Here is a 24,354-nt window from a genome sequence, read left to right as displayed (position 1 = left end):
CCTGTGAGCATCTCCACGCCCTTCATCCACCGGCCCGTCGCCACCACGCTGCTGACGGTGGCCCTCGCCCTGTTGGGCGCCATCGCCTACCAGTTCCTGCCGGTCTCGCCCCTCCCCCAGGTGGAGTTCCCCACCATCCAGGTTTCGGCAGGCCTGCCCGGCGCGAGCCCCGAGACCATGGCTTCCTCCGTGGCGACGCCCCTGGAGCGCCAGTTCGGCCGCATCGCGGGCATCACGGAGATGACTTCCGCCAGCTCACTGGGGTCCACGAACATCACCCTCCAGTTCGACCTGAGCCGCAACATCGACGCGGCGGGCCGGGACGTGCAGGCGGCCATCAACGCGGCGCGGGGCGACCTGCCCTCGAACCTGCCGAACAATCCCTGGTACCGGAAGGTGAACCCGGCCGATTCGCCCATCCTCATGCTGGCGCTGACGTCGAACCTGATCCCCCGGGAGCGCATGTACGACGTGGCCTCCTCGGTCCTCCAGCAGAAGCTGTCCCAGGTCCAGGGCGTGGGCCAGGTCTTCGTGTGGGGCGGCGCGCTGCCCGCCGTGCGCGTGGATGTGAATCCCGCGGCGCTGAACGCCCAGGGCATGGCCCTGGAGGACGTCCGCCTGGCGATCGCGGCCGCCAACATCAACCGGCCCAAGGGGGACATCGCCAGCCCCAGCACCACCTGGTCCCTGTCCACCACGGACCAGCTGATGAAGGCCGCGGACTACCAGCCCCTCATCGTGAGGTACCGGAACGGCAGCGCCGTGCGCCTGTCAGACGTGGCCCAGGTCACGGATTCCGTGGAGAACGTCCGCAACCGCGGCCTCTCCAACGGCGTCCCCGCCATCATCATTCCCATCTTCCGCCAGCCTGACGCCAACATCATCGACACCGTGGACCGCGTGCGGGCCATCCTCCCCCAGCTCCAGGCCTCCCTGCCGCCCACCATCGAGCTGAAGGTGCTCATCGACGCCACCCGCACCATCCGGGCCTCGGTGAAGGACGTGCAGCTGGCCATGAGCATCTCCATCGGCCTGGTGATCCTGGTGGTGTTCGTCTTCCTCCGCAGCGTGCGGTCCACCCTCATCCCCAGCGTGGCGGTGCCCATCTCCCTCATCGGCACCTTCGGCGCCATGTACATGCTCGGCTACACCATCGACAACCTGTCGCTCATGGCGCTCACCGTGGCCACGGGCTTCGTGGTGGACGATGCCATCGTGGTGGTGGAGAACATCACGCGCCACCTCGAGGACGGCATGCAGCCCATGGAGGCGGCCCTCTACGGAGCCAAGGAGATCGGCTTCACGGTGGTCTCCATCAGCATCTCCCTCATCGCCGTGTTCATTCCCATCCTGCTCATGGGCGGCATCGTGGGTCGGCTCTTCCGCGAGTTCGCGGTGACTCTCTCCGTGGCCATCCTGGTGTCCATGGTGGTCTCCCTCACCACCACACCCATGATGTGCTCGCGCCTGCTGCGGCCCCACGCCGAGGAGCGGCACGGCCGCATGTTCATGGCCACGGAGCGGGCCTTCCAGTGGGTCATGCGCCACTACGAGACCTCGCTGGCCTGGGTGCTGCGGCACCAGCGCTTCACCCTGGGCCTGGCCCTGGGCACCATGCTGGCCACCGTGGGGCTCTACGTGGTCATCCCCAAGGGCTTCTTCCCCCAGCAGGACACGGGCCGCCTCACCGGCTCCATCCAGGCCGCCCAGGACATCTCCTTTGCGGGCATGGAGAAGCTGATGACGGGCTACGTGGCCATCGTCCAGGCGGATCCCGCCGTGGAGAACGTCACGGCCTTCATCGGCGGGGGCAACACGGGCCGCATGTTCTGCTCGCTGAAGCCCAACGATCAGCGGAAGGAGACCGCCGACCAGGTCATCGCCCGCCTGCGGGGGAAGACCGCCCACCTGCCCGGCGGCACGCTCTACATGCAGCCCGTCCAGGACATCCGCATCGGCGGCCGGCCTTCCAGCTCCCAGTACCAGTACACCCTCCAGGGCGATGACGCCCGGGAGCTGTTCGACTGGGCGCCACGGGTGCTCCAGAAGCTCCGCACCGTGCCCCAGCTGGCCGATGTCAACACGGACCTCCAGAACAAGGGCCTGGAGGCGACGCTGGTCATCGACCGTCCCACCGCCTCCCGCCTGGGCATCACGCCCCAGGCCATCGACAGCACCCTCTACGACGCCTTCGGCCAGCGCTTCGTCTCCACCATCTACACCACCCTGAACCAGTACCACGTGGTCATGGAGGTGGACACGCCTTTCATGCAGACCCCCGACGGCCTGCGCCACACCTACGTGCGCGCCAGCTCGGGGAACCTGGTGCCCCTCAGCGCCTTCACCCGCCTGGAGCGGCGGAACACGGCCCTCTCCGTGAACCACCAGGGCCAGCAGCCCTCGGTGACCCTCTCCTTCAACCTGCCGCCCGGCGTGGCCCTGGGCGACGCGGTGGCGGCCATCGACGCGGCCCAGCAGGAGATCCGCCTCCCGGGCACCATCCGCGGCAGCTTCATGGGCACGGCCCAGGCCTTCAAGGCCTCCCTGGCGAACCAGCCGCTGCTCCTGGCAGCGGCGCTGCTGGTGGTTTACATCGTGCTGGGCGTCCTGTACGAAAGCCTCATCCACCCGCTGACCATCCTCTCCACCCTGCCTTCCGCGGGCGTGGGGGCCCTGCTGGCCCTGCTGGCCTTCCGCACGGAGCTGAGCGTCATCGCCTTCATCGGCATCATCCTGCTCATCGGCATCGTGAAGAAGAACGCCATCCTCATGATCGACTTCGCCATCGAGGTGGAGCGCCGGGAGGGCAAGACCCCGGAGGAGTCCATCTTCCAGGCCTGCCTGCTGCGGTTCCGGCCCATCACCATGACCACCATGGCGGCCCTGCTGGGCGGCCTGCCCCTGGCCATCGGCATGGGCACCGGCTCCGAGCTGCGCCGCCCCCTGGGCATCGCCATCGTGGGCGGCCTCCTCTTCAGCCAGCTCCTGACCCTCTACACCACCCCCGTCATCTACCTCTACATGGACCGCGCCCGGCTGCGGTGGGCCCGCTACCGCGCCGCCAACCGAGCCAAGGTCGCTGTGGCGCCTGGGGGGAACTGAAAAGGAAAAGGAATCGAATAAGCGGAGGAAGGCTGAGGGGCGGAGGAGAGCGGAGAAAAGACCGTACCTGCCCCGGCTCAGCATGGGCTCCGTGGGGGTGCCATGGCCCTATCGCCGCAATCTGCGAAATCAGCAGCGAAAAGAACGCTCTGGCCCAGCCTCACGATCACCAACCCCCGGCCACCCACCGCACTCCTCCGCCCCTCCGCCATCCTCCGCTTAATTCCCCTTCTTTTCCGCCCCGCCTTGAGCGACCCGGCCCAGGATGCGATCCTGGAAGGCTATGAAACTCGATCGGCTCGGCGACTTCCAACGCACCCACCGCAACGGCGACCTCCGCCTCGACCACGCGGGCCAGACCGTGCGCCTGCTCGGCTGGTGCCGGCGCGTGCGCAACCTCGGCTCCCTCGTGTTCCTGGACCTCCGGGACCGCTGGGGCCTGGTGCAGCTGGTGGCCAACGAGGAGACCGCCGATCCGGAGCTGCTGGCCCGGCTCAAGGCCGTGCGCAGCGAGTTCGTGCTGGCGGTCGAAGGCGTGGTGGCTGAGCGGGAGAGCAAGAACCCCAATTTGCCCACCGGCGACATCGAGATCCGCCTGACGGGCCTGCGGATCCTCAACACCGCCGCCCCCCTGCCCTTCCCCCTGGAGGACGAGGGGGTGGGCGAGGACCTGCGCCTCACCTACCGCTTCCTGGACCTGCGCCGGGAGCAGCTCCAGCGCAACCTGGTGCTCCGCAGCGAGGTGGCGAACCTCACCCGGAACCACTTCCGGGAGCTGGACTTCATCGAGGTCGAGACGCCCATCCTCACCAAGTCCACGCCCGAGGGCGCCCGGGACTACCTGGTGCCCAGCCGCGTCCATGCCGGGGAGTTCTTCGCGCTGCCCCAGAGCCCCCAGCTCTTCAAGCAGCTGCTCCAGGTCTCGGGTTTCGAGCGCTACGTCCAGATCTGCCGCTGCTTCCGCGACGAGGACCTGCGCGCCGACCGCCAACCCGAGTTCACCCAGATCGACATCGAGATGAGCTTCGCGCGCCAGGAGGACGTGCAAGGCGTCATCGAGCCGCTCATGGTCAAGCTGGCGAAGATGGTCGGCAAGGACGTGACCGCGCCCTTTCCCCACCTTCCTTACCGCGATGCCATGGAGTGGTACGGATCCGACAAGCCCGACCTCCGCTGCGCCATCAAGATCCAGGACGTCACCGGCCTCTTCGCCCAGAGCGGCTTCAACCTCTTCCGCGCCGCCTCCGAGAGCCAGGGGCACCGCCGGGTGCGGGCCCTCTTCTTCCCCGGCGAGGCCGCGGGTTCCCTCAGCCGCAAGCAGCTGGACGAGCTGGGCGAAACGGCCAAGCAGCTGGGTGCCGGCGGCCTGCCCTACGCCAAGTGGGGCAAGGACGGGCTCTCCAGCAGCTTCAAGAAGTTCCTCGAACCCGCGGATGAAGCCGCCCTACGACAGCGTCTCGGCGCGACCGGGGATGGCCTGGCCATCTTCGCCGTGGGACCCGACGCCCAGACCAGCCGCGTGCTGGGCGAGCTGCGCCTCCGCCTCGCCCGCCAGTTCGGGATGCTGGACGAATCCCGGTTCGACTTCCTCTGGGTCGTGGACTTTCCCCTGCTGGAATGGAGCGGCGAGGATGACGGGGAGGGCCGCTTCGTGGCCTGCCACCATCCCTTCACCAGCCCGCACCCGGAGGACCTGGACCTGCTGGAGAGGGATCCCGCCCGCTGCCGCGCCGTGGCCTACGACCTGGTGCTCAACGGCTTCGAGGTGGGCGGCGGCAGCATCCGCATCCACGATGCCGAGACGCAGAGCCGAATGTTCCGGGCCATCGGCATCGGCCCCGAGGAAGCCCGCGCGAAGTTCGGCTTCCTCCTGGACGCCCTCAGCTACGGCGCCCCGCCCCACGGCGGCCTGGCCCTGGGCCTGGACCGGCTCGTCATGCTGCTGGCGGGCGTGGACAACATCCGTGAGGTCATCGCCTTCCCCAAGACGGCCCAGGCCCGCTGCCTCATGACGGACGCCCCCAGCCCGGTGGACGAGCGCCAGCTTCGCGAGCTGCACCTGATGCAGGACGCGAAGCAGACCTACCGCGTGGGGGCCGTCTTCTTCGAGAGCGCCGAAGGCGGAAGTCCCGAACTGCGGGGCCAGGCCCTCCAGCAGATCAGCCAGATGACGCCTCGCCAGGCCCAGGGCCTCGTCACCCTCGACGCCCAGGGCCAGATCCTCGACGCCCAGACCCTCAGCGGCCCGACCTTCGAGTTCTGAGGCCCTCCGTGGAACCTTACCGGTCGAGCGGCCACCATTCATGGGATCCTCCCTTTCGGCGAGACCCGGTCCACCCTTCCATCACGCTTCGGCCCACGGGGTCTAGTTTTTCGGAGAGATTCGATGATCCAGGGATGTCCTAGCCTGGTCGGGGCCGCCGGTTCGATGCGGGCCCGGCTCCTGTCCCTATCGACGGTCCTCCTCCTGGCGATGGGCCTGGCACTGGGGACGGCATGTTCCGGCCACAAGTCCGCCGATGCCTCCGCCCCGGGCACCCCGCCGGCCATCACCGCCGCCCCGGTGAACGCCAGCACCGTCACCGGCCGCCCGGTCACCTTCTCGGTCACCGCCACCGGAGCCGCCACGCTGGCCTACCAGTGGGCCAAGGATGGCCAGAACATCCTGGGGGCCATCAGCTCCAGCTTCACCCTCTTCCAGCCCAGGGTCGAGGATGCGGGCGACTACACCGTGACCATCACCAATCCCAACGGCACCGTCACCAGCGGCATCGCCACGCTGACCGTGACCGCCGCCGTGATGTTCCCTGCGCCGGTGGGCCTGGCCTACGACGCCTCGGGCAACCTCTTCGTGTGCGACATGGACGACCACACCATCTGGAAGGTGGACGCCACGAACCACAAGACCCTCCTGGCGGGCAGCTCTGGGCTGGCCGGTTCTGCCGACGGCCTGGGCGCGGACGCGCGGTTCAGCCATCCGGGCGGCCTCGCCGTCGATCCCGCCGGAAACCTGCTGGTGGCGGACACGGGCAACCACACCCTCCGGCGGATCGCGCCCGATGGCACCGTGACCACCCTGGCCGGCGCCGCGGGACAACCCGGGACCACGGACGGCCCGGCTGCCCAGGCCCGCTTCAATGCCCCCGTCGGCCTGGCCGTGGACGCCGCCGGCGGAACCTACGTCGCCGATACCCAGAACCACACCATCCGCTACCTGGCCGTGGACGGAACGGTCTCCACCTACGCGGGCAAGGCCGGCGCGCCGGGACTCGTGGATGGGACCGCCGCGGCCGCCCAGTTCAACCAGCCCAACGGGATCGCCCTGGCACCGAACGGGACCCTGTACGTGGCGGACTATGGCAATTCCTGCATCCGCGCCATCGCGCCGGGCGGCATCGTGACCCGGCTGGCCGGGCAGACCAGCACCTACGGCTTCGCCGACGGCAACGGCCTCTCCGCCGCCAAGTTCAATTCCCCCGTGGGGATCGCGCTGGATGCCGCCGGGATCCTGTGGGTCGCCGACACCCAGAACCACGCCGTCCGGCGCATCGGAACCGATGGCACGGTCAGCACCCCCGCCGGGACGGGCGGCACGGCCGGCAACGCGGACGGCACCGGCACCGCGGCCCTCTTCTTCCGGCCCTGTGGCATCGCCGTCACCCCCGCGGGCAACCTGGCGGTGGCCGATACGGCCAACCACCTGCTGAGGACCGTGACCCCCGCCGGCGTCGCCACGACCTTCCTCGCGCCCTGAGCGGGCTCCCCGCCGCGCCGACCTTCGTCTCCACCCTATTCTCTCCGCAACCCCTGGCCCGGTCCGGTCCAGGGGTTATTTTTGCGGCATGGACACGACGATGGATGTCCGTGCGGCCGCGGTGGCCGGAATTTTCTACCCGCGGGAGAGCAGCGAGCTGAGCCAGGCCATCCAGGCGATGTTCGCGGACGCCACCGGGGCCAATCCCTGGCTGGGGCCCCCCAAGGCCCTGATCGTCCCGCATGCGGGCTATGTCTACTCCGGGCCCATCGCCGCCAGCGCCTATGCCTCCCTGAACCGCCTGCGGGGCATCATCCGGCGGGTGGTCCTGCTGGGCCCGGCCCATCATGTGCCCGTGGTGGGTCTCGCCCTGCCCGGCGTTTCCGCTTTCGACACACCCCTCGGGCGGATTCCCGTGGATATCTCGGCCGCGGAGGTCCTCCAGCCTCTGGCCGGGGTGACCACAAGCCCCGCAGCCCACGCCAGGGAGCACTCCATCGAAGTCCAGCTTCCCTTCCTCCAGCAGGCCCTGGGCAGCTTCCAGCTGGTGCCCCTGGCCGTTGGCCATGCCACCGCGGAGCGCGTGGCGGAGGCCATCGAGGCCGTCTGGGGAGGGATGGAGACCCTGATCGTGGTGAGCTCCGACCTGTCCCACTACCTGCCCTACGAGCGGGCGCAGGCCCTGGATCGCCGCACCTGCGCCAGCATTTCGGACCTGAACCTGCTGGCCAGCCACGACCAGGCCTGCGGCGCCACGGCAGTGAACGGGCTGCTGCTGACCGCCCGGAATCATCGGTTGACGCCTCATCTGATGGACCTGCGCAACTCCGGCGACACCGCCGGAGACCGCGACCACGTCGTGGGCTATGCCGCCTTCGCGTTCATCCAGGAGGGCGCCCATGACCCATCCGCCCGCGAGCATTGACTGGGGTCCTATCCTGCTGCGGATCGCCCGCGGCGCCATCGCGGAAAAGCTGGGCATGGCGGCCCCGCCGGTTCCGACCGCCGCCTGGCTCGAGGAGCCCGCCGCCACCTTCGTCACCCTCCACCGTCTGGGCCAGCTCCGGGGGTGCATGGGCACCCTGGAGCCCCGGCGGCCCCTGGGCGAGGATGTGGCCGAGAATGCCCGGCAGGCGGCCTTCCACGATCCCCGCTTCCCGCCCCTGGCCCGCAGCGAATTCACCGACCTCCAGGTGGAGGTATCCCTTCTCTCCGCCCTCGAGCCGCTCCCTTTCAACAGCCAAGCTCAGCTGCTGACCCTGCTGCGGCCGGGTGAGGATGGCCTGGTGCTGGAATGGCAGGGATTGCGGGGCGCCTTCCTGCCCCAGGTCTGGGACCAGCTGCCCGAACCCGGGGACTTCCTGGCCCACCTGAAGCGGAAGGCCGGCCTGCCCATGGCCTTCTGGGATGACGGAATCCGGACCACCCGGTTCACGGTGACGCGCTTCCACGAGGAAGCCGAGGTGGGCAGCCCGGGGTAGCGCCATGGATCCCGCCTCCCATCCGACCTCCCGCCCCGCCCCCCACCCGGCTCGCTGGTGGCATCGCCTGGACGATGGACGGCTCCAGTGCGACCTCTGCCCCCGCGACTGCAAGCTGGCCGAAGGCCAGCGCGGCGCCTGCTTCGTCCGGCAGAACCTGGGCGGCGGCATGGTCCTCACCACCTACGGCCGGTCGTCGGGCTTCTGCGTCGATCCCATCGAGAAGAAGCCTCTGAATCATTTCCTCCCGGGCTCGCGGGTGCTGTCCTTCGGCACCGCGGGCTGCAACCTCATGTGCAAGTTCTGCCAGAACTGGGACATCAGCAAAGCCCGGGACATGGACCGGCTGACGGACCAGGCCTCGCCCGAGGCCATCGCCCGGGCCGCCGCCGAGGCCGAGTGCCGGAGCGTGGCCTTCACCTACAACGACCCGGTGATCTTCGCGGAGTACGCCATGGACGTGGCCGACGCCTGCCACGAGCGGGGCCTGCGCACCGTGGCGGTCACCGCGGGCCACATGCATGCCGAGCCCCGCCGGGCCTTCTACGCCAAGATGGATGCCGCCAACGTGGACCTCAAGGCCTTCACCGAGGGCTTCTACGCCCGGCTCTCCGTGGCCCACCTCCAGCCGGTACTGGACACCCTCTTGTACCTCCATCACGAGACGGAGGTCTGGATGGAGATCACCACCCTGCTCATCCCCGGCCAGAACGACTCCAGCGAAGAGCTCGCGGCGCTGTCCACCTGGATCGCCCGGGAGCTGGGCCCGGATATGCCCCTGCACTTCACCGCCTTCCACCCGGACTACAAGATGACGGACCTGCCGCGAACGCCCGCCTCCACCCTCACCCGGGCACGGGAGATCGCCCTTGCCGCAGGCCTCCACTACGTCTACACCGGCAACGTGCATGATGCCGCGGGGGGGACGACCCACTGCTCCGGCTGTCAGGCCCCCCTCATCGTCCGGGATTGGTACCGCATCGAGCGGAACCGACTGGCCTCCGACGGCCGCTGCCCGGACTGCGGCACCCTGATCCCGGGCCATTTCGAGGCCGATCCCCGACCCTTCGGCCCCCGGCGCATCCCCCTCGCCATCCAGGACTTCTGAGACCCATGATCCCCGTCCTGCTGCTCCCCGCCCTGCTGGCCTTCTCGCCGGCGAAGGAGGCCCGCATGGAACTCCGGATGTCCGCCTTCCCGAATGGGGGCACGATCCCCCGCGCCCACACCGCGGATGGCGCTGATCGCTCGCCGGCCCTCCAGTGGGGCGAACCGCCCGCCGGCACCGTCGCCTTCGCCCTGATCGTGGATGACCCGGATGCCCCCGTGGGCACCTGGATCCACTGGGTCCTCTACGACCTGCCCGGCACGGCCCGGTCCTTGGCGGAGGATCATCCCCGCACGGCCGCCCTTCCGGGCGGCGCGCACCAGGGAAAGAACAGCTGGGGCCGCCTGGGCTGGAACGGCCCCTCGCCCCCGCCGGGGAAGCCCCACCGCTACTTCTTCCGCCTCCTGGCCCTCTCGGCGCCGCTAGGCCTCCCCGCCGGCGCCAGCCGAACCCAGGTGGACGCAGCGGCGAAGGGCAAGGTCCTGGCCGAAGGCACCTGGATGGGCACCTACGGGCGCTGAGCGATCGGATTCTCAGGGCTTCCCGGAGTTCAGCCGGATCGTCTCCCCGTCCACCGCGAAGACGCCGCGCCCCTGGTGGTGGAGGGTCTTCGGCTTCTTCTGGGCGGGATCGATCCAGGCCTGCACCACCTCCAGCACGAAGAGGTTGTAGCGGTTCACGAAGCGCGTGTCCGCGACCCGGCACTCCAGGTTCGCGAAGCACTCGGCCACCAGCGGCGCGGCCACCTTCTTCGCCGGCAGGCGCGTGAGGCCGAAGGCCGCGAACTTGTCCACGTCGCGGCCCGAGGCGTTGCCCACCTTCACCACCTGCTTCGCCAGCCCGGCCGCGGGGATCGCGATCACGCACTGCCGCGTCTTCCGCAGGGCCTCGAAGCTGTGGTTGGCGCCGCTGACCAGGCAGCCCACCAGGGGCGGATTGAACTCCATCATCATGTGCCAGGACATGGCCATGACGTTGGCATGGCCTCGGTGCGCGGTGGCCAGCAGCACCACGGGCCCCGGCTCCAGAAGGGTGTACACATCTGAGAGTGGAAGGGCCTTCATCATGGGCGCCTCCTGCCGTCCAAGCCTACGCCCTTCGGAAAACCCGGACCTGCCCCACAATGGAGACATGCACCTCACGCTCCGCGCCCGCGCCCAGGCCATCCTCGACGGCGCGGGCTGGGACCTTACGCCGCCACCCGTCATCTGGTCGCCCCGCATGGCCCGCTGCGCGGGGCTCTTCGTGATCGAGAAGGATTCGCGGGGGAAGTGGCATCCGGAGATCCGCCTCAGCATCCCCCTGCTCCGCCGCCGGGACTGGCCCTGGCCCCAGCCGGTCTGCGGGATGAACTGCCACACGCCCGACGACATCCAGCGGCGCATCCTCGAGCACGAGCTGATCCATTTCAAGCTCTGGATGGACCGGGAAAAGGATTGGGGCCACACGGAGCGGTTCCGCCAGCTGGCCTGGGAGGTGTTCGGGCACCAGAGCATTACCCACGGCATCGGCTCAGAGCCCGAGTAGCCCAGCGCGCGAGTTCAGCATGATTCGCTCCTTGTGGGGCCCCGCTCTGCAGGCTCCCCCGGAGCCTGCTCCGCGACCCACATGGTCGCGACCCACGGCATCGGCTCGGAGCCCGATTAGTCCAGCGCGCGAGTTCAGCATGATTCGCTCCTTGTGGGGCCCCGCTCCGCAGGCTCCCCTGGAGCCTGCTCTCCGACCCACCTGGTCAAACTCGCTCCCTGTGGGGCCCCGCTCCGCAGGCTCCACCGGAGCCTGCTTCGCGACCCACATGGTCGCGACCCACGGAATCGGGCACGAGTCGGGGTGAGGGCTGGGACCGGCCCGCCAGTAGATCAGGTCTTCCCTAGAGCTCGGCCGCCAGGCGGTAGAGCTCGGAGGCGGACACGCCCAGGTGCTTGGCCAGGGGCTTCACCGCTTCGCGAAGGGTCATGCCGCCTTCGCGGGCGGCGGCAAGGTAGGCCTTGGCCCAGTCCGGCAGGGTGCCGTCGAACGCCGCCTGCCCCTCGTTGACGATCCGCTTGGCCCCGGCGCCCGCCAGCACCAGCACCATCTCGCCGCGATCCTCCCGGCCCAGCTGGGCCTTCACCTGGTCCGGCGTGCCGCGGTACCAGCTCTCGTGCAGCTTGGTCAGCTCGCGGCCCAGGGCCATCTCGCGGTCCGGCAGCAGCTCCGCCAGATCGGACAGGGTCTCGTGGATGCGATGGGGCGTCTCGAAGACCACCACCGTCTCCTCCTCGGCACCCAACTTCCGCAGAAGGGCGCGGCGCGGCTCGCTGCGGTTGGGCAGGTAGCCCCAGAAGCTGAAGGCGTGGCTGGGCAGGCCCGAGGCCACCACCGCCAGCAGCACGGCCGAGGCGCCGGGCAGCACCGTGACCTTGGCTCCCGCGGCCCGGGCCGCCCGGGCGATCTCGAAGCCGGGATCATTGATGCCGGGCATGCCCGCGTCGCTGCAGTAGGCCACGGTTCGGCCCGAGGCCAGCTCCAGGCCGATGCGCTCGTAGGCCGCGGCGCCGGCGTGGTCGTCGAAGCGCAGCAGGGGTTTCTCGATCCCCAGATGCTTCAGCAGGCCGCCGGTGCGGCGGGTGTCCTCGCAGGCCACCAGGTCGGCCTCCGCCAGGGCCTCCTTCGCGCGGTCCGTGAGGTCGCCGAGGTTGCCGATGGGCGTGGGGACGAGGATGAGATGACCGGTCATGATCCATCCAGTCTGGCAGCCCTCGATCGGACGCGACAAAGGCTCCGCCTCCGAAAGCCCGCAGGGCGAGCGGGAGCGCCCTGCGGGGCAGGGGGCGTCAGGCGGAAGTCGCGTCCTCCCACTCAGCCGGCGCTTTCGCTTGGCTTCGCGGAGAGAGGCCCCCGGTTGCCGATGGGCGTGGGGACGAGAATGAGGTGGCCGGCCATGGCTTCATTCTGGCAGGGCAGGCGGAGGGCGCCGCATCCGCAACGCCCCTCCGGTCCTGTTTCCGAGGCCTACTTTGCAGCCGCCGCCTTCGGAGCGGGCTTGGCCGTCCAGGCTTTCCAGAACTCGGGGTCCGCGGCAATGTCCCCGGCATCCGGATAGCTCATCTTCGGATCCACGGCCAGCAGCTGGGCGTCCTCCCGCAGGAAGCAGTCGGCGACGAGCTTCGAAAGGCCTTTGAGTTCCTCGGGACCAGCGGATTTGGCCATCTTCTCGTCATCGGCCATGGTCGCATCCGCATCGGCCAGGCTGTGCAGCGGCACCACCCAGAGATACGTGGGATTGGCGGCCCCAGCCACGGCCTGGTACACGGCCCACCGGGGCTTCAGGCCAGCCTTCTCGCAGAGCTCGGCGTATTTCTTCGCGCCAGCCGCGAACTCGGCGTCGTGGCCCGGCTTCACCTGGATCGTGGAGGTCCAGTAGTAGCGGGGCGCCATGTTCCCGATCTCCCGGCTGAGGTCCCCACGCAGCATGTAGGCCGCGCTGCTGTAGGTCGTGATGTACTCGGCATCCTTGACGGCCAACGCCTCGACCTGGGCCTTGAGGGCCGGGTGCTTCTCCATGTAGGCCTGCTGCGCCTCCATGCCCGCCAGGGAATCATAGAACCACACCCACGTGGCCTGGTTCGCGCCGACCACCGGCACCAGGCCCAGGAAGTGGTAAGGGCTCTTCGCCTGGGCGAGGACCTTGGACCAGGCGAACTCGTTCTTCTGGTGGGCGGCCTCCTTGCCGGGCTTCACGTCCTCCACGCCGATGCGCAGGACCTTGGGCCAGCTCGGGACCGGCGGTTCGCCACCCACGAGCGTGGCGCCGAGGGAAAGGCAGAGCAGGATCCGGGTGTCCATGGACTCCTCCTTGAGTGAGGCCCATGAGGCTACGCCCAAATGCTCATGAATATATCTTTTTTTTAAGATACCTTGTAAGCATCTACACGCGATTCATGTCGATCATCCATAATCACGTTACCCGGTTGAGCTGTCGTTCGCTGCGGATCAGGCGGCTGTAGGCCAGGCCGGTGTGGTACCAGTGCAGGAAGAAGGCTTCGAGGGCGGCCCTCCGCCACCAGGCCAGGCTTCCCGGCGTCGGGGGGCAGCTGGGCGCGGGGCTGCAGCGCACCGCCAGGCCCAGGCCCCGCGCCAGGGCCCCCGCCCTGGCCAGGTGCAGGTGGTCGGAGACCAGGATGAGGGTCCGCCAGCCCTCGGCACGCAGGGTCTCCCGCACGTGGAACAGGTTCTCGAGGGTGTGCTGGCTCTGGTCCTCGGTCCGGAGGGCCTCATTGAGGATTCCCTGGCCGCGCAGCCACGCGCAGCCCGCTTCGGCCTCGCTGATCCGCGCGCGCCCCGTCAGCCCGCCGGCCACGAGGATCCGCTGGGCGAAGCCCCGCCGCCAGAGGTCGGCGGCATGCGCCAGCCGCGCTTCAAAGGTCCTCGTGGGGTGGTCCCCCTCCAGGCGGCGGCCCAGCACCAGGATGAGGTCCGAGGGCTCCACGGGGTCGCCGCCCGCCCCCTGGAGTACGCGCCGCATCCGCCACCAGACCGGCAAGCCCAGCAGCAGCACGGCTGAGCCCGAAGCCAGGAAGAAGGACGCCAATCCCCCCGGTCCCAGCTTCTGCAGGAAGGTGGACCGGGGCGGAGCGGTGTAGGGACGGTCCGGCGCCATGCTTCAGGATGCCATCCCAGCCGGCACTGGGATCAGCGGCGGATGGTGGGCGCCGCCAGGGGAGGCGGCGCGGGGGCCGGCGCGGGACGCAACGCCGGGGCGAGGGGTCGCACCGACTGGACCGGCTCTGGACCCTTGAACAGGATCTGGGCCGGGGCGCTCTTCGCCTTCCCCGCCAGCAGGCTCAGGGACAGGGGGCCGGGCATGGCGCGGCGGTAGCGGTCCGGGATCGTGACGTGCAGCACCTTCTCGCCCGCCTGGAGGCTGGCGCCATCGTCGTCCGCCGTCCGGCCCGCATCCTCGGCGGGGATGGCCAGGGCCTCTTCTCCGTTGAACACCACCTTCGGCACCTCCGGCCCCAGGTGCCTGGCGTAGATCCGGATGCGGAAGGCCGCGGCCCGGTCGCCCACCTTCAACTCCATCGGATTCAGGCGCGTGATCTGCGGCCCAGGGCCGATGATCCCTGGGATCGCGGCGCCCGGATTCGCGGTCCCGGCCTGGGCTCCAGGAGCGGCCGACCGGGCGGCGATCGCCGCGCCCGTCTGGGAGAGGGCGGGGACCGCGGGCCGGGCCGAGGTGCGGACCGGGAGGATGAAGGTGACCACCTTCTCCGGGGTGGCGCCGCTGTCGTCCATCACGGCGATCCGGAGCTGGCCGGGCCTGGCCAGGCGGTAGCGCTCCGGGATGGTCACGTGGATGAGGCCCTCGCCCCCCTTCGTGAAGCTGCCGTCATCGTCGTAGTAGTGGACGCGGTCCTCCGCGGGCACCGCGCCGCCCCGATCGCCGTTGAAGACCACCTTCAGCGCGTTGGGGCTCAGGTGGGTGCCGTAGATCTTCAGCCGGAAAGAGGGCTGGGACGCCCCGATCTGGATGTCGGAGGGGACGATGCGCGTGAGCGCCGCCGGCGCGCTGGGCGGGGGCGTCGTCACCGGCTTCACGGCGCCGGCGGGCGCCACGTCGATGGTCTTGATGGCGGACCAGGGGCTGCTCAGCTGGTGGGACCCGCTGGGGTCGCTCGCCCCGTCCGCGCCGGCCGACACCCAGAGCTTCACCTGGAGGTGGCTGCCCGGCTCGCTGAGGAAGCGCCCGGGATCCACCGCCAGCAGGATGACCGTGCTCGCGCAGGCGCCCAGCACCCGGGCGCCGTTCTCCCAGACCGCGGGCACCCAGGCGGTGGCCCGGTCGCCGCCGGGCGAGACGCCCCGCACGAAGATGTGCTGGTAGCCGCCCTCGGGCCCGGCGGGATGCCCGAGGTCGCCGTCCGGCGGCGCGAGGTTGGCGCCCGTGAGGGTGATCACCACGCGGCCGTAGGCATCCAGCCAGCCGGCGGACTGGGGGTAGACCATCTGGGGATCGGCCTTGGCCAGGATGGGCATGGGCAGATCCTGGGCAAACCCAAGGGTGGAGAGGGCCAGACCGAGGAAGGCGGCAACGAGGCGCATGGGGAACCTCCGGGCCAGAACGTACTTAAAGGGGTTTGCCCCTCAGCCGCGCTCCAAGAATAAAGGGATGAGCCCTGGAGCATATACGCGAAGCGCCCCGGGACTCAAGCCCCGGGGCGCTTGGAGTGCCTGGCCTCAGGCCTCGGTGCGCTTTTCCGACTTCTTTCTTTCGTTGGTGTCCAGCACGCGCTTGCGCATGCGGATGAAGTTGGGGGTGACCTCCACCAGCTCGTCGGCCTCGATGTACTCCAGGGCCTGCTCCAGGGTGTGCTCCCGGGGCGGGGTGAGGCGGGTGGCCTCGTCGCTGCCGCTGGCGCGCATGTTGGACAGCTTCTTGCCCTTGGCCACGTTCACCACCAGGTCGTTCTCGCGGGCGTGCTCGCCCACGATCATGCCCTCGTAGCAGCGGGTGTTCGGGTGGATGAAGATGACGCCGCGCTCCTCCAGGTTCATGAGCGCGAAACCCACGGCCTCGCACGACTCCATGCTGATGAGCACGCCGTTCTTGCGGCCCGGCAGCTCGCCCTTGTAGGGGCCGTAGTGGCTGAAGAGGCTGTGGAGGATGCCCTCGCCGCGGGTGTCGGTCATGAACTCGCTGCGGAAGCCGATGAGGCCGCGGCTGGGGATCTTGAAGTGCAGGCGCAGGCGACCGCCCTCGTTGCCCATGTCCTGCATCTCGGCCTTGCGGTTGCCCATGTGCTCCATCACCACGCCCATGAAGGCCTCGGGGATGTCGATGGTGACGTCCTCGTAGGGCTCCAGCTTCTCGCCGGTCTCGGGGTCCGTGTGGAGGATCACCTCGGGGCGGCTCACGCAGAGCTCGAAGCCCTCACGGCGCATGGTCTCGATGAGCACGGAGAGGTGCAGCTCGCCGCGGCCGCTCACCTTGAAGGAATCGGGGCTGTCGGTGTCCTCCACGCGCAGGGCCACATTGTGCTGCAGCTCCTTCTGGAGGCGCTCGCGGATGCGGCGGCTCTGCACGTGCTTGCCGTCCTGGCCCGCGAAGGGCCCGGCGTTCACCATGAACATCATGGAGATGGTGGGCTCGTCGATGTCCACGTAAGTCAGGGCCACGGGGCTCGCGGCGTCGGCGATGGTCTCGCCCACACGGATGTCGGGGATGCCCGCCAGAGCCACGATCTCGCCGGCGCTGGCCTCCGTCTGCTGGATTCGGGACAGGCCCTCGAAGCCATAGAGCTGGGTGACCTTGTGCTGCTGGACGCTACCGTCGCGCTTCACCACCCCCACGGTCTCGCCCACCTTGATGCGGCCGTTCACGATGCGGCCGATGCCGATCTGGCCGACGAAGTCGCTCCAGTCCATGAGGGTGACGAGCATCTGGAGGGGCGCGTCAGGGCTGCCCTTGGGATGGGGGCAGTGCTTGACGATGGTGTCGAAGAGCGGGTCCAGGTTCTCGCTGGCATCGTTCATGTCCAGCATGGCGTAGCCCTGCTTGGCGCTGGCGAAGACGCAGGGGAAGTCCAGCTGCTCCTCCGTGGCGCCCAGCTCGATGAGCAGGTCGAAGACCTGGTCCTGGGACCAGAGCGGGCGGGCGCCGGGGCGATCCACCTTGTTGATGACGACAATCGGGCGCAAACCGAGCGCCAGGGCCTTGCGGGTCACGAACTTGGTCTGGGGCATGGGGCCGTCGAAGGCGTCCACCACCAGCAGGACCGAATCCACCATGGAGAGCACGCGCTCCACCTCGCCGCCGAAGTCGGCGTGGCCGGGCGTGTCCACGATGTTGAAGCGGTAGCCGCCCCAGTGCAGGGAGGTCGTCTTGGCCAGGATGGTGATGCCGCGCTCGCGCTCCTGGTCGTTGCTGTCCATGGCCCGTTCCTGAACCCGCTGGTTGTCCCGGAACATGTGGGCGCCCTTGAACAGGGCGTCCACGAGGGTGGTCTTGCCATGGTCGACGTGGGCGATGATGGCGATGTTGCGGATCTTCTCGAGCGAGGTCATCTGGCTCCCGGCAGCCCGGGCACAAGCCAGGCAGAACCTTTGATTTTACCAGACGCGAGGCTGATTTCCGAGCCCTGATTGCAACCCCTTCCATTGTCGCGCCAGGGGTCTAAGATAAGCGGACCCTCACCGGGAGAACCCCATGCATATCAACGAACTGCTCACCGTGGTCTGCGAGCAGGGCGCCAGCGACCTCCACCTCAAGGTCGGCAACCACCCCATCGCCCGCATCAAGGGAAAACTCACGCCCATGACGCAGTTCAAGCGCCTGGTGCAGGAGGACACCATCGCCATGGCCTACGCCATCATGGCCAGCGACAAGCAGAAGGCGAAGTTCAAGGAGAACCTCGACCTCGACATCGCCTATTCGGTGCCGAGCCTCGGCCGCTTCCGCTGCAACATCTTCAACCAGCGCGGCACCGTCGGCCTCGTCCTCCGCGTGATCCCCCGGAAGATCTACACCATCGACGACCTGATGCTCCCCAAGGTCCTCAAGACCATCTGCCAGGAGCAGCGCGGCCTGGTGCTGGTGACGGGCACCACCGGCTCGGGCAAGTCCACGACCCTCGCCGCCATGATCGACCTGATCAACGCCACGCGGTCCGAGCACATCCTCACCATCGAGGACCCCATCGAGTACCTGCACCGGGACAACCTCAGCATCGTGAACCAGCGCGAGGTGGAGGCGGACTGCAAGACCTTCGCCACGGCCCTGCGCGCCGCCCTCCGCCAGGACCCGGACGTGATCCTCGTGGGCGAGATGCGCGACCTGGAGACCATCGAGACGGCCCTGCACGCCGCCGAGACCGGCCACCTGGTCTTCAGCACCCTGCACACCCTGGACGCCACCGAGACCATCAACCGCGTGATCTCCGTGTTCCCGCCCCACCACCAGAAGCAGATCCGCCTCCAGATGGCGGCCGTGCTCAAGGGCATCATCTCCCAGCGCCTGGTGCCCCGGGCCGACGGCCAGGGCCGCGTGCCCGCCGTGGAGGTCATGGTGGCCACGGAAACCGTGCGCACCTGCATCGAGGACAAGGACAAGACCAAGATGCTGAAGGATGTCATCGCGGCGGGCACGGCCCAGTACGGCATGCAGACCTTCGACCAGAGTCTCTACTTCCTGCTGCGCCAGGGTCTCATCACCGAGGAGGAGGCCCTGCTGCGTGCCACCAACGTGGGCGAGTTCAAGCTGCGCCTCGAAGGCGTCATGGCCACGGCGGACATGGCCCGGGCCAACATGGAACGCGGCATGTCCATCGCCCAGGGCGGAGGCCGGGAATCCGGCGCCCCGTCGGCCGCGCCCCAGGTCCAGCCCCCCGCCCCGGGCATGCCCATGGCCATGCCTCCGGGCACCGACGTGAAAATCACCCTGGCACGCTGACCGCCCTTCCCCTTATCCTGGCTCTCCCACCCCCGAACCGAGGTCGCCGATGATCAAGATCGACATCGCCAATTCGCTGATGAAGGTGCATCCCTGCTCCCGCGCCACCGCCCTCCAGGTGGTGGACCTCCTCACGGAGCGCCTCAAGGATGCCCTCCTGAACGGGCACCGCATCGAGATCCGGGGCTTCGGCGTCTTCGAGCCCCGCCCCCGCAAGCGCGGCATGGGCCGGAACATCAAGACCGGCGCCAGCGTCCAGATCCCCAAGGGCAAGAGCATCCGCTTCAAGCCCGGGAAGGACCTGCGGGAGATCGAGGTCGGGTAGCCTGCGCACCACGCTGGCGCGTTGCTCGGTAAAAAAGGCGGTGATCAGGCGAACTTGGCCGCTTCCGATTGGAGGCGGTCCAGGGCTTCGTCCACCTGGTCCTGGTGTGTGCGCGCGGCGAGGATGGCCAGGCGCAGGTGGAAGGCGCCGTTCAGCTTGGTGCCGCTGAGGAAGACCCGGCCCTCGGCCGTCAGGCGCTGGAGCAGGGCCTGATTGAAGGCGTCCGGATCGCCGGTCCTGGGCAGGAACCGGAAGGCCAGGACGCTCAGCTGGGGCGCGGGTCCCGGATCCACGCCGGGCATCTCCTGGAGGCGCCCGTAGGCGTGGCGGGCCAGAAGCAGCTTCTCCTCCAGGGCGGCCCGGAAGGCCGCCACGCCATGCACCTGGAGGGGCAGCCAGAGGCGCAGGGCCCGGGCGTGCTTGCTGAACTCCAGGGTGGTTTCCGAGGGGCTCAGCTCTTCCAGGTCCTCCGGCGGCGAGGGCAGGTAGTCCGCCTCGAAGGCGTGGGCTCGCCGCAGGGGCTCCAGGTGCCGTGTCAGCAGGGTCCCCAGGCCCAGGGGCGCGAAGAGGCCCTTGTGGGGGTCCAGCACCAGGCTGTCGCTGCGCTCCAGCCCCCGGAGGGCGGCCTTCCCCAGGTCCGTCAGGGCGAAGGAGGCCCCGTAGGCCCCGTCCGTGTGGAGCCACAGGCCGTGGCGGGCGGCCAGGTCGGCGCAGGCCTCCAGGGGGTCCACCGCCCCGGTGTTGGTGGTGCCGGCAGTGGGAACCAGGAGCCAGGGGCGCAGACCTGCCCGCAGATCCGCCTGGATCGCCGCCTCCAGCGCCTCCGGGCGCAGGCGGAAGTCGACATCCGTGGGGATCTCCCGCACGGGCGCCTCGCCCATGCCGGCCACCCGGAGGGCCTTCACGAGGCAGTGGTGGGCCTGGTCCGACAGATACACACAGGCCTTCGGGTAATCCGCCGCCTTGAGGCCCGCAGCCTCCCGGGCGGTGCAGATCCCGATGAGGTGGGCCATGCTGCCCCCCGCGGCCAGGTTGCCCGAGCTGCCCTCGGGCAGGCCCATCTCCCGGGCCAGCCAGCCGAGGACCTGGTTCTCCATGCGCACCGCCCCGGGCCCGGCGAAGAAATAGGCCGCGTAGCGGTTGGTGAGGGCCGCCAGCAGGTCGCCCAGGGCTCCCGTGAAGAGGGCGGAGGGCGGGATGAACGCCAGATGGCGGCCGGAGGCCCCGTTGGCCCCCACGCCATCCACATGCTCGGCCAGGGCACCCAGCACCTGGGGGAAGGGGCGCCCCGCCTCGGGGATGGGGAAGTCCGCCAGGCCCGCTCCGGGCCGATCCCGCTGTACGAAGGCCGGAGCCTCCGGCAGGGCCCGCAGGAACCCCTCCGCGTAGCCGTGCGTGGCCTCCCACAGCGCCACCCGCGCCTCCGGCCCGGGGTCCAGGCCTCGGGACAGAGATTCGAGATCCTTCAGACGGTCCAGCACGGTCGGCCCTCCGGGCGTCCGGAGCGGGCCGGACCCTTCAGCCTAGCAAACGGTAAGATGGAGGGCATGGAAGTTTGCCGCCGCCCCGACATCACCTACCCCACCCGCATCCCCATGAAGATCATCGGGCGCCAGGAAGAGCTGCGCCCCGACATGGTCATGGAACTGATCCTCGCCCACCTCGGCCCCCAGGCCGACGGCGACGAGCAGCACACCGCCAACTGCAAGGGCGCCTTCATCAGCTACACCTTCTGGGTCACCCTGCCGCATGCCCAGGCAGAGACCCCGCTGCGGGAGGCGATCCAGAAGCTGCCAGGGGTGGTGATGCAGCTGTAGGGCGAGGAGGCAAAATCGCTGCGCGATTTTCGTAGGCGCTCGGGGAAGGTATGCCCGTTCAGAGGGCTGATTGCTACCGTTCAGCGGAAACTGGCAGTTCGATAGGGGCTCCGGGCTACGATCGTCGCTGCCGTGGCAGAGAAGGATTAAGCCCATGCTTATCATGCATCCTTTCTATGTTTTCCTTGCGATCCTGCCATTCCTATCCTTGGCCGCAAAAGGTATTTCAGACAACACCAAGCCCGCTATGCCACGCGTCTTCATCCATTCACGTGGTGATGTCGCGGCTCAGCCCTTTATGGAAACCTGGAGGGAGGGAAATAGCATCCATTTTCGAGATGGGGCCTCGAATAAATCGTTCACCCTCCAGTCTGAAGTTCTCACCGAATCCACCTTCCATCCTCCCGCCCTGCTCGACGGCTGGGCGGGTTTCATCAAATATCGCCGGGGTGCCTGGTGGTTCCTCAGACCGGAGCGGGGGCACCTGCCAGAGCAACGTCTCTCCGAACTGTACCGTTTCGACCCTGAGTCCCGTTCCTGGAAGCTCCTGCACCGCCTGGAAGTCCGGGCCGCTCATTTCGAGGTCATGGACGAGGACAGCTTCCTCCTCTTCGGTGTCTTCGACCCAGTCAAGGGGCGCTATCACCTGGCGGGCACCCTGACCGGCGGGACCCTCGATCTTCTGGATGCGTGCCCTATCCAGAAGCGGTTCCCGGAGTTGTTCTGGAAAGCCTGCGTGACGGGCCTCGACGATCGCATGGCCTACGCCTATTTCCCGATGTCAGGGGATCTCTGCGGCTACGATCTGGATTCCCATACCCTCAGGCGGTTCCGGGTTCCTTGGCCTCTCCTCACGGATGAATCCCTCGACCAGGACATCGAGCGCGCCAAGCCATCTGGAAAAGACATCTTCATTTCGACGGTGGAGCATCCCAGCACTTCAGCCCAATGCTATTTCCTGCCCATCCAGGGCGGTAGCCAGATGGCCTTCATCTACAAATCCTTGGACGTTGAAGAGGAAAAGCAATTCGCGTTTTCAGACGGTTCACGTCCCGTCATCGAAAAGGTCGGCGCCATCATGCTGGTTCCTGACGATCCAAACCTGACCATCAATCTGACTCCCCCCTCTCAAAAATCCTTGGAGCGTTGGTGCTGGAGCAGTGTGGCCAATCGACTGGTCCCGATGGAGAGTCTCAAAAAAGCCCTCGCCAAAGCTCCTAGCACAACTGCTAAACCTGCCAAGCCCCAGCCCCCATCTCCGAAGACGAAGATCCACTAAGGCCACGAAAACCCCACAGCGGTTTTCGATTCCTACGCGCGGGCTGCGCCCGCGCGTAGGAATCGAATCTTCGGCGAAACTACGGCCGCAACGTCTCCATCATGCAGGAGTACGGGATTGTCTCCCGGACCCGCGGCGCGGGGCCCCGCCGGCCCGAGTCGGAGCAGGGCGCAGCCCTGCGGAGGCTGCCGCCCGCGATCGCGCAGCGGGAGCGGTGTCGTGACCGAGCGCTACGGCCTGAGTGTGCCCATCATGCGGGGATACGGAATGGTCTCCCTCACATGCGGCAGCTTGCAGATCCACGCCACGGCGCGCTCGAGGCCCATGCCGAAGCCGGCGTGGGGGACGCTGCCGTACTTGCGGACATCGAGATACCACTCGTAGTCCGCACGGCTTAGGCCCTCGTGCTCGATCTGGTCCAGGAGGTACTGGAGGCTGGAGGCGCGCTCGCCGCCGCCGATGACCTCGCCGTAGCCCTCGGGGGCCAGCAGGTCGGCGCCCAGGGCCAGGCGGGGATCCTGGGGGTCGGGCTCCATGTAGAAGGCCTTGAAGGCCTTGGGGAAGCGGTGCACCCAGAGGGGCTTGTCCGTGGCGTTCATGAGGATGGTCTCGTCGTCGTTGCCGAAATCCTCGCCCCAGTTGATGTCGCTGCCCAGAGCCTTCAGCTTCTCAACGGCCTCGGTGTAGGTCATGCGGTCGAAGGTGGTGTTGAGGGCGGTCTCCAGGGGCGCCGTGTCGCGCTCGAGGATCTTCAGCTCCTCCTGGCGGCCCTCCAGCACGCGCTGGATCAGGAACTTGGTCATGCGCTCGCCGAGCGCCATGACATCGTCCAGGTGGGCGAAGGCCACTTCGGGCTCCACCATCCAGAATTCCGTGAGGTGCCGCCGGGTCTTGCTCTTCTCGGCCCGGAAGGTGGGGCCGAAGCAGTAGGTCTTGCCGAAGGCCGCGATGCCCGGCTCCTGGTAGAGCTGGCCGGACTGGCTGAGGAAGGCCATGCCCTCATGGAAGTACTCGGTGCCGAAGAGCGTGCTGGTGCCCTCGCAGGCGCTTGGCGTGAGGATGGGCGCGTCCAGCAGCGTGAAGCCGTCGCCGTCGAAGAAGTCGCGGATGCCCTTCACCAGGGTGTGGCGGATGCGGAGGATGGCCCACTGGCGCTTGCTGCGCAGCCAGAGGTGCCGGTTCTCCATGAGGAACTCGGTGCCGTGCTCCTTGGGGGTGATGGGGAAGTCCACGCTGCCGCCGACGAGTTCCAGCGACTTCACCAGCAGCTCCGGCTGGCCGGTCTTGGGGTGCTGCTGCACCACGCCCGTCACCGTGATGGCCGATTCCTGGGTGAGCTTCCCGGCCAACTCGTAGCTCTCGGGGTCCGCCTCTGCGGCGCCGACGACGCACTGGACGAAGCCGGAGCCGTCCCGCAGCTCGATGAAGCGGGTCTTGCTGGTGCGGGCATTGCGGACCCAGCCCCGCAGCCGGACGGTCTCGCCGACCTGGCCGGCGAGGAATCGGACTTCGGTGAAGGGCTGGCTGGTCACGGGGGCTCCTGGGCCTAAACCTCTATTGTGCCCGGGGAAAGGAGCCGGCTCCAGGGTCCTATCCCAACAAGGAGTCGATCTTCTCCTTGAGCGATTCCTGCGTGAACGGCTTCACCACGTAGGTGCTCACGCCGGCCTCGAGGGCCTGGACGATGTCCTGGGTGGCGGCGTGGGTGGTGACCATGAGGATGGGCATGGTGGCGCCCCGGCTCCGCACGGCCCTAGCGAACGCGATCCCGTCCATCTCCGGCATGTCCCAGTCGGTGATGATGAGATCCACCCCGCCCCGGTCCAGCTGCTCCAGCCCGGACCGGCCGTTTTCGCCCTCCACCACGTCCGGGTGGCCCATGCGGACGAGGTTGCCGATGATGATGCGGCGCATCGTCGGGGAGTCATCCACCACGAGGATCTTCACGGGGGCTCCAGGGAAGGGTTGGCGCCCGGGGCGCTCCGGGCATTGTCTCCCAATCATGGGGGTTTGGAACGTCGTCAATTCTGGCCCCGGCGGCCCCCGGTCCGGGACCGG

Annotated in this window: 21 protein-coding genes; 12 read left to right on the top strand and 9 right to left on the bottom strand. The window is 68.6% G+C overall.

The genetic code is table 11. The features are described 5' to 3' along the window. Positions 1-3: 3 nt before the first annotated feature. From ML539_RS01845 to ML539_RS01815, 7 genes are all read left to right on the top strand, one after another. The gene (locus ML539_RS01845) at positions 4-3,102 is read left to right on the top strand and encodes a multidrug efflux RND transporter permease subunit (RefSeq protein ID WP_243320125.1); all 3,099 of its coding nucleotides are present in this window, start codon (positions 4-6) and stop codon (positions 3,100-3,102) included. A 283-nt stretch (positions 3,103-3,385) separates the two neighbouring features. Continuing rightward, a complete protein-coding gene (gene aspS / locus ML539_RS01840; protein ID WP_243320121.1) occupies positions 3,386-5,365 on the top strand; it encodes an aspartate--tRNA ligase in 1,980 nt (659 codons plus the stop codon). Between the two features lie 123 nt (positions 5,366-5,488). Continuing rightward, positions 5,489-6,856 carry an SMP-30/gluconolactonase/LRE family protein gene (locus ML539_RS01835; protein WP_243320119.1) on the top strand — a complete coding sequence of 456 codons (1,368 nt, stop codon included), beginning with the start codon at positions 5,489-5,491 and terminating at the stop codon, positions 6,854-6,856. Between the two features lie 88 nt (positions 6,857-6,944). After that, positions 6,945-7,781, top strand: coding sequence for an AmmeMemoRadiSam system protein B (gene amrB / locus ML539_RS01830; RefSeq protein ID WP_243320117.1), 837 nt, complete (start codon positions 6,945-6,947; stop codon positions 7,779-7,781). Further along, positions 7,756-8,337: an AmmeMemoRadiSam system protein A gene (amrA, locus tag ML539_RS01825; RefSeq protein WP_243320115.1), complete on the top strand. Its 582-nt coding sequence runs from the start codon at positions 7,756-7,758 to the stop codon at positions 8,335-8,337. Before amrB ends, amrA begins: the two co-directional genes overlap by 26 nt. 4 nt (positions 8,338-8,341) lie before the next feature. Continuing rightward, positions 8,342-9,445 carry an AmmeMemoRadiSam system radical SAM enzyme gene (gene amrS, locus ML539_RS01820; protein WP_243320113.1) on the top strand — a complete coding sequence of 368 codons (1,104 nt, stop codon included), beginning with the start codon at positions 8,342-8,344 and terminating at the stop codon, positions 9,443-9,445. Between the two features lie 5 nt (positions 9,446-9,450). Continuing rightward, positions 9,451-9,966 carry a YbhB/YbcL family Raf kinase inhibitor-like protein gene (locus ML539_RS01815; RefSeq protein ID WP_243320111.1) on the top strand — a complete coding sequence of 172 codons (516 nt, stop codon included), beginning with the start codon at positions 9,451-9,453 and terminating at the stop codon, positions 9,964-9,966. Positions 9,967-9,978: 12 nt separating this feature from the next. Here the strand turns inward: ML539_RS01815 and ML539_RS01810 are convergent, their stop codons facing one another. Continuing rightward, the gene (locus ML539_RS01810) at positions 9,979-10,509 is read right to left on the bottom strand and encodes a flavin reductase family protein (protein WP_347710736.1); all 531 of its coding nucleotides are present in this window, start codon (positions 10,507-10,509) and stop codon (positions 9,979-9,981) included. 67 nt (positions 10,510-10,576) lie between these two features. Here ML539_RS01810 and ML539_RS01805 point away from each other — a divergent pair, with 67 nt between their 5' ends. Next, complete coding sequence (locus tag ML539_RS01805) at positions 10,577-10,972, top strand: SprT-like domain-containing protein (protein ID WP_243320107.1); 396 nt, start codon at positions 10,577-10,579, stop codon at positions 10,970-10,972. Between the two features lie 343 nt (positions 10,973-11,315). On the opposite strand, the gene rsmI is transcribed toward ML539_RS01805, so the two are convergent. The 5 genes from rsmI to typA all read right to left on the bottom strand — a co-directional run bounded on the left by rsmI (position 11,316) and on the right by typA (position 17,491). Then, the gene (rsmI, locus tag ML539_RS01800; protein WP_243320104.1) at positions 11,316-12,164 is read right to left on the bottom strand and encodes a 16S rRNA (cytidine(1402)-2'-O)-methyltransferase; all 849 of its coding nucleotides are present in this window, start codon (positions 12,162-12,164) and stop codon (positions 11,316-11,318) included. A gap of 275 nt (positions 12,165-12,439) precedes the next feature. After that, the gene (locus ML539_RS01795; protein ID WP_243320101.1) at positions 12,440-13,273 is read right to left on the bottom strand and encodes a hypothetical protein; all 834 of its coding nucleotides are present in this window, start codon (positions 13,271-13,273) and stop codon (positions 12,440-12,442) included. Positions 13,274-13,385: 112 nt separating this feature from the next. Continuing rightward, a complete protein-coding gene (locus ML539_RS01790; RefSeq protein WP_243320099.1) occupies positions 13,386-14,087 on the bottom strand; it encodes a YdcF family protein in 702 nt (233 codons plus the stop codon). Positions 14,088-14,119: 32 nt separating this feature from the next. Then, a complete protein-coding gene (locus ML539_RS01785; protein ID WP_243320097.1) occupies positions 14,120-15,529 on the bottom strand; it encodes a hypothetical protein in 1,410 nt (469 codons plus the stop codon). 135 nt (positions 15,530-15,664) lie between these two features. After that, the gene (typA, locus tag ML539_RS01780) at positions 15,665-17,491 is read right to left on the bottom strand and encodes a translational GTPase TypA (protein WP_243320096.1); all 1,827 of its coding nucleotides are present in this window, start codon (positions 17,489-17,491) and stop codon (positions 15,665-15,667) included. A gap of 142 nt (positions 17,492-17,633) precedes the next feature. Here typA and ML539_RS01775 point away from each other — a divergent pair, with 142 nt between their 5' ends. Then, positions 17,634-18,875, top strand: a complete 1,242-nt coding sequence (locus ML539_RS01775; RefSeq protein ID WP_243320094.1) for a type IV pilus twitching motility protein PilT — start codon at positions 17,634-17,636, stop codon at positions 18,873-18,875. A gap of 49 nt (positions 18,876-18,924) precedes the next feature. Further along, positions 18,925-19,200 (top strand): HU family DNA-binding protein, encoded by a 276-nt coding sequence (locus ML539_RS01770; protein ID WP_243286548.1) that lies wholly within the window; start codon positions 18,925-18,927, stop codon positions 19,198-19,200. 44 nt (positions 19,201-19,244) lie between these two features. Here the strand turns inward: ML539_RS01770 and ML539_RS01765 are convergent, their stop codons facing one another. Then, the gene (locus ML539_RS01765) at positions 19,245-20,681 is read right to left on the bottom strand and encodes an aminotransferase class V-fold PLP-dependent enzyme (protein WP_243320092.1); all 1,437 of its coding nucleotides are present in this window, start codon (positions 20,679-20,681) and stop codon (positions 19,245-19,247) included. 66 nt (positions 20,682-20,747) lie between these two features. Here ML539_RS01765 and ML539_RS01760 point away from each other — a divergent pair, with 66 nt between their 5' ends. After that, positions 20,748-21,017: a DUF493 family protein gene (locus tag ML539_RS01760; protein WP_243320090.1), complete on the top strand. Its 270-nt coding sequence runs from the start codon at positions 20,748-20,750 to the stop codon at positions 21,015-21,017. Between the two features lie 154 nt (positions 21,018-21,171). Further along, positions 21,172-22,296: a hypothetical protein gene (locus ML539_RS01755; protein WP_243320088.1), complete on the top strand. Its 1,125-nt coding sequence runs from the start codon at positions 21,172-21,174 to the stop codon at positions 22,294-22,296. Between the two features lie 230 nt (positions 22,297-22,526). Here the strand turns inward: ML539_RS01755 and asnS are convergent, their stop codons facing one another. Together asnS and ML539_RS01745 are read right to left on the bottom strand one after the other, a co-directional pair. After that, positions 22,527-23,828, bottom strand: a complete 1,302-nt coding sequence (gene asnS, locus ML539_RS01750) for an asparagine--tRNA ligase (RefSeq protein WP_243320086.1) — start codon at positions 23,826-23,828, stop codon at positions 22,527-22,529. Positions 23,829-23,886: 58 nt separating this feature from the next. Beyond that, complete coding sequence (locus ML539_RS01745) at positions 23,887-24,243, bottom strand: response regulator (RefSeq protein ID WP_243320084.1); 357 nt, start codon at positions 24,241-24,243, stop codon at positions 23,887-23,889. Between the last annotated feature and the right edge of the window lie 111 nt (positions 24,244-24,354).

It is taken from the genome of Geothrix sp. SG200 (assembly GCF_022808935.1).
GTDB lineage: Bacteria > Acidobacteriota > Holophagae > Holophagales > Holophagaceae > Geothrix > Geothrix alkalitolerans.
This window is presented reverse-complemented; position numbering and strand designations above follow the sequence as displayed.

What these genes read in the sequence shown, in the direction of transcription:
- amrS (WP_243320113.1), top strand. Translation starts at nt 8,342, where the DNA reads ATGGATCCCGCCTCCCATCCGACCTCCCGCCCCGCCCCCCACCCGGCT.
- rsmI (WP_243320104.1), bottom strand. Translation starts at nt 12,164, where the DNA reads ATGACCGGTCATCTCATCCTCGTCCCCACGCCCATCGGCAACCTCGGC.
- ML539_RS01835 (WP_243320119.1), top strand. Translation starts at nt 5,489, where the DNA reads ATGATCCAGGGATGTCCTAGCCTGGTCGGGGCCGCCGGTTCGATGCGG.
- ML539_RS01785 (WP_243320097.1), bottom strand. Translation starts at nt 15,529, where the DNA reads ATGCGCCTCGTTGCCGCCTTCCTCGGTCTGGCCCTCTCCACCCTTGGG.
- ML539_RS01795 (WP_243320101.1), bottom strand. Translation starts at nt 13,273, where the DNA reads ATGGACACCCGGATCCTGCTCTGCCTTTCCCTCGGCGCCACGCTCGTG.
- ML539_RS01805 (WP_243320107.1), top strand. Translation starts at nt 10,577, where the DNA reads ATGCACCTCACGCTCCGCGCCCGCGCCCAGGCCATCCTCGACGGCGCG.
- ML539_RS01760 (WP_243320090.1), top strand. Translation starts at nt 20,748, where the DNA reads ATGGAAGTTTGCCGCCGCCCCGACATCACCTACCCCACCCGCATCCCC.
- ML539_RS01810 (WP_347710736.1), bottom strand. Translation starts at nt 10,509, where the DNA reads ATGAAGGCCCTTCCACTCTCAGATGTGTACACCCTTCTGGAGCCGGGG.
- amrB (WP_243320117.1), top strand. Translation starts at nt 6,945, where the DNA reads ATGGACACGACGATGGATGTCCGTGCGGCCGCGGTGGCCGGAATTTTC.
- ML539_RS01775 (WP_243320094.1), top strand. Translation starts at nt 17,634, where the DNA reads ATGCATATCAACGAACTGCTCACCGTGGTCTGCGAGCAGGGCGCCAGC.
- typA (WP_243320096.1), bottom strand. Translation starts at nt 17,491, where the DNA reads ATGACCTCGCTCGAGAAGATCCGCAACATCGCCATCATCGCCCACGTC.
- ML539_RS01770 (WP_243286548.1), top strand. Translation starts at nt 18,925, where the DNA reads ATGATCAAGATCGACATCGCCAATTCGCTGATGAAGGTGCATCCCTGC.
- aspS (WP_243320121.1), top strand. Translation starts at nt 3,386, where the DNA reads ATGAAACTCGATCGGCTCGGCGACTTCCAACGCACCCACCGCAACGGC.
- amrA (WP_243320115.1), top strand. Translation starts at nt 7,756, where the DNA reads ATGACCCATCCGCCCGCGAGCATTGACTGGGGTCCTATCCTGCTGCGG.
- ML539_RS01815 (WP_243320111.1), top strand. Translation starts at nt 9,451, where the DNA reads ATGATCCCCGTCCTGCTGCTCCCCGCCCTGCTGGCCTTCTCGCCGGCG.
- ML539_RS01790 (WP_243320099.1), bottom strand. Translation starts at nt 14,087, where the DNA reads ATGGCGCCGGACCGTCCCTACACCGCTCCGCCCCGGTCCACCTTCCTG.
- ML539_RS01755 (WP_243320088.1), top strand. Translation starts at nt 21,172, where the DNA reads ATGCTTATCATGCATCCTTTCTATGTTTTCCTTGCGATCCTGCCATTC.